The organism is Bathymodiolus azoricus thioautotrophic gill symbiont, assembly GCF_001298715.1.
In the GTDB taxonomy this organism is placed as follows: Bacteria; Pseudomonadota; Gammaproteobacteria; order PS1; family Pseudothioglobaceae; genus Thiodubiliella.
On record NZ_CDSC02000388.1, the window covers coordinates 1 to 3,691 of the forward strand.

The following is a 3,691-nucleotide window of genomic DNA, read 5'->3' on the forward strand; positions in this document are numbered from 1 at the left end:
GGCACAAGTACTGGTGGCTTTGTTATTAGTGGCGAATCAATGCGTAATCACGCTAGATTCTCAGTCTCTAGTGCAGGTGATGTCAATGGCGATGGCTTAGATGATTTAATTATTGGTGCTGATAGTGCAGGTAAATCGTATGTTGTGTTTGGTAAACAAGACAGTGCTGCTATTGATTTATCAGTCATTGTTGCTGGCAAAAACACAATCGGCTTTGTTATCAAGGGCGAGTCAAGGCATGATTATAGTGGCTACTCAGTCTCTAGCGCAGGTGATGTCAACGGCGATGGCTTAGATGATTTAATTATTGGTGCTAATAGTGCCAATCCAAGCGGTAAGATAAAGGCAGGTAAATCGTATGTTGTGTTTGGCAAACAAGGTACCGATCCCATTGAATTATCAGCTATTGTTGCTGGCACAGGTGGTTTTGTTATCAATGGTGAGTCAGCGAAGGATTATAGTGGATACTCAGTCTCCAGCGCAGGTGATGTCAACGGCGATGGCTTAGATGATTTAATTGTAGGTGCTTATCTGGCCGCTCCAAGCGGTAAATCACAAGCAGGTAAATCGTATGTTGTGTTTGGCAAAAAAGACAATACCAATGCCATTGAATTATCAGCTATTGCCGTTGGCACAGGTGGTTTTGTTATCAATGGCGAGTTAGCGGATGATAAGAGTGGCTACTCAGTCTCCAATGCAGGTGATGTCAATGGCGATGGATTAGATGATTTAATTGTAGGTGCTTATCTGGCCGATCCAAGTGGTAAATTACAAGCAGGTAAATCGTATGTTGTGTTTGGCAAAAAAGACAACACCAGTGTCATTGAATTATCAGCCATTGCCGCCGGCACAGGTGGTTTTGTTATCAAGGGCGAGTCAGCGAATGATTATAGTGGATACTCAGTCTCCAGCGCAGGTGATGTCAATGGTGACGGTTTAGATGATTTAATTGTGGGTGCTTATGGCGCCAATCCAAATGGCAAGTCACACGCAGGTAAATCCTATGTCATCTTCGGCAAAACCGACACCGATGCCATATATTTATCAAAATTAGGCGATGAGTCAAAATACACCATTGATTACCTCGGCGATAAAAACGCCAACACTCTTACTGGCACTACTAAAAATGAAATCTTTGTTGCTGGCGCAGGCAACGACACCCTAATAGGCAACGGTGGTATGGATGTATTCAATGCAGGCGTAGGCAACGATGACATTGTTATCAACGCCAGCAACATCACCGCACTAGAGCAAGTCGGCGTAGGCAACCGTGCTCGTGTGGATGGCGGTGGCGGTATTGACACCCTTAAATTACAGGGTGCAGGCTTAACCCTAGATCTAACCAAGATCAGCGACAGACGCATTCAAGACATTGAAGTTATTGACATTACAGGCTCAGGCAACAATACCCTAAAACTCAACTTAGATGATTTATTACACACTTCTAGTAGCACCAATATTCTTAAAGTATTAGGCAATAGTGGCGATAAAGTAGATGCTGCTGGTTTTAGTGGTCCAACAACTGAAAAAACTGTTGATGGTGTCATTTATAATGCTTACACTCATAGTGACACTAATGCTGAACTTTGGCTTCAAAAAGGTGTAGTATTAGAAGGGGCATGGCGTGGCTTTTTTATTGATGGCGAGTCAAATGGTGGTGATAGTGGTTATTCAGTCTCTAGCGCAGGTGATGTCAATGGCGATGGCTTAGATGATTTAATGATTAGTGCTATATATGCTAATTCAAACGCAGGTGAGTCGTATATTGTGTTCGGCAAACAAGATAACACTGTCATTAATTTATCAGCCATTGCCGCTGGCAAAGGCGGCTTTGTTGTCAATGGCGAATCAGCGAATGATTATAGTGGCCACTCAGTCTCCAACGCAGGTGATGTCAACGGCGATGGCTTAGATGATTTAATTGTAGGTGCTTATCTGGCCACTCCAAGCGGTAAATCACAAGCAGGTAAATCGTATGTTGTGTTTGGCAAAAAAGACAATACCAATGCCATTGAATTATCAGCCATTGCTGCTGGCGGCACAGGTGGCTTTGTTATTAATGGTGAGTCAATGGGTGATTTTAGTGGCCACTCAGTCTCCAACGCAGGTGATGTCAACGGCGATGGCTTGGATGATTTAATTATTGGTACATATGGTGCAGGTAAATCGTATGTTGTGTTCGGTAAACAAGACAACATCGCTATTAATTTATCAGATATTGTTGCTGGCACAGGTGGCTTTGTTATTAATGGCGAGTCAGCACATGACGAGTCAGCACATGATTATAGTGGTTACTCAGTCTCTAGCGCAGGCGATGTCAATGGTGACGGCTTAGATGATTTAATTGTGGGTGCTAGGAAAGCCAATCCAAGCGGTAAGTTAAACGCAGGTAAATCGTATGTTGTATTTGGTAAACAAGACAACACTGCTATTAATTTATCAGATATTGTCGCTGGTACAGGTGGTTTTGTTATCAATGGCGAGTTAGCGGGTGATGAGAGTGGTTACTCAGTCTCCAGCGCAGGCGATGTCAATGGTGACGGCTTAGATGATTTAATTGTGGGTGCTAGGGAAGCCAATCCAAGCGGTAAGTTAAACGCAGGTAAATCGTATGTTGTATTTGGTAAGCAAGACAACACCGATGCTATTGAATTATCAGCCATTGTTGCTGGCACAGGTGGTTTTGTTATCAATGGCGAGTTAGCGGGTGATGAGAGTGGTTACTCAGTCTCCAGCGCAGGCGATGTCAACGGCGATGGCTTAGATGATTTAATTGTGGGTGCTTATGGTGACCATCCAAGCGGCAAGTCAAGCGCAGGAAAATCGTATTTTGTGTTATCGTATGTTGTGTTTGGCAAACAAGATAATACTGCCATTAATTTATCAGCCATTGCCGCTGGCAAAGGCGGCTTTGTTGTCAATGGCGAATCAGTGAATGGTTATAGTGGTCACTCAGTCTCCAGCGCAGGCGATGTCAACGGCGATGGCTTGGATGATTTGATTGTGGGTGCCTATAAAGCTGACCCAAATGGCAATGAATCAGGTAAATCCTATGTTATCTTCGGCAAAATTGACACCGATGCCATAGACCTAGCAAAACTGGGTGCTAATTCCAAATACGCCATTGACCATTTAGGTGATAAAAACGCCAACACACTCACAGGCACCAGTCGCGATGAAATCTTCGTTGCTGGCGCAGGCGACGACACCCTAACAGGCAACGGTGGCATGGATGTATTCAACGCAGGCTTAGGTAAAGATAGTATTCTCATTAACGCCAGCAATATCAGCGCACTAGAGCAAACCGGTGCAGGCAACCGCACCCGTGTGGATGGCGGTGGTGGCGTTGACACCCTTAAATTAGACGGTGCAGGTCTAACCTTGGATTTAACCAAAATCAGCAATACCCGTATTCAAGATATTGAAATAATTGATATTAGGGGATCAGGCAACAACACCTTGAAACTCAACCTAAATGATCTATTAGCTGCTTCTACTAGCACCAATATTCTTAAGGTGTTAAGCAATAGTGGCGACACTATAAATATTTCAGGCTTTGTCAAGACAAGCACCGAGACTGAGAATGGTATTACTTATAATGTTTATACTCATAGTGATGCCAACACTGATGCCAAAGCTGCACTTTGGGTTCAACAAGGTGTTAGCGTGAAAGATATGCATCGCGGCTTTG

The 3,691-nt window shown here is 43.8% G+C and carries 1 protein-coding gene; it reads left to right on the plus strand.

Going from position 1 to position 3,691, the window contains the following annotated elements; all coding sequences use genetic code 11:
• The coding region (locus BAZSYMA_RS07590; RefSeq protein ID WP_090717438.1) for an integrin alpha at positions 1–3,691 on the plus strand (3,691 nt) is incomplete at both ends.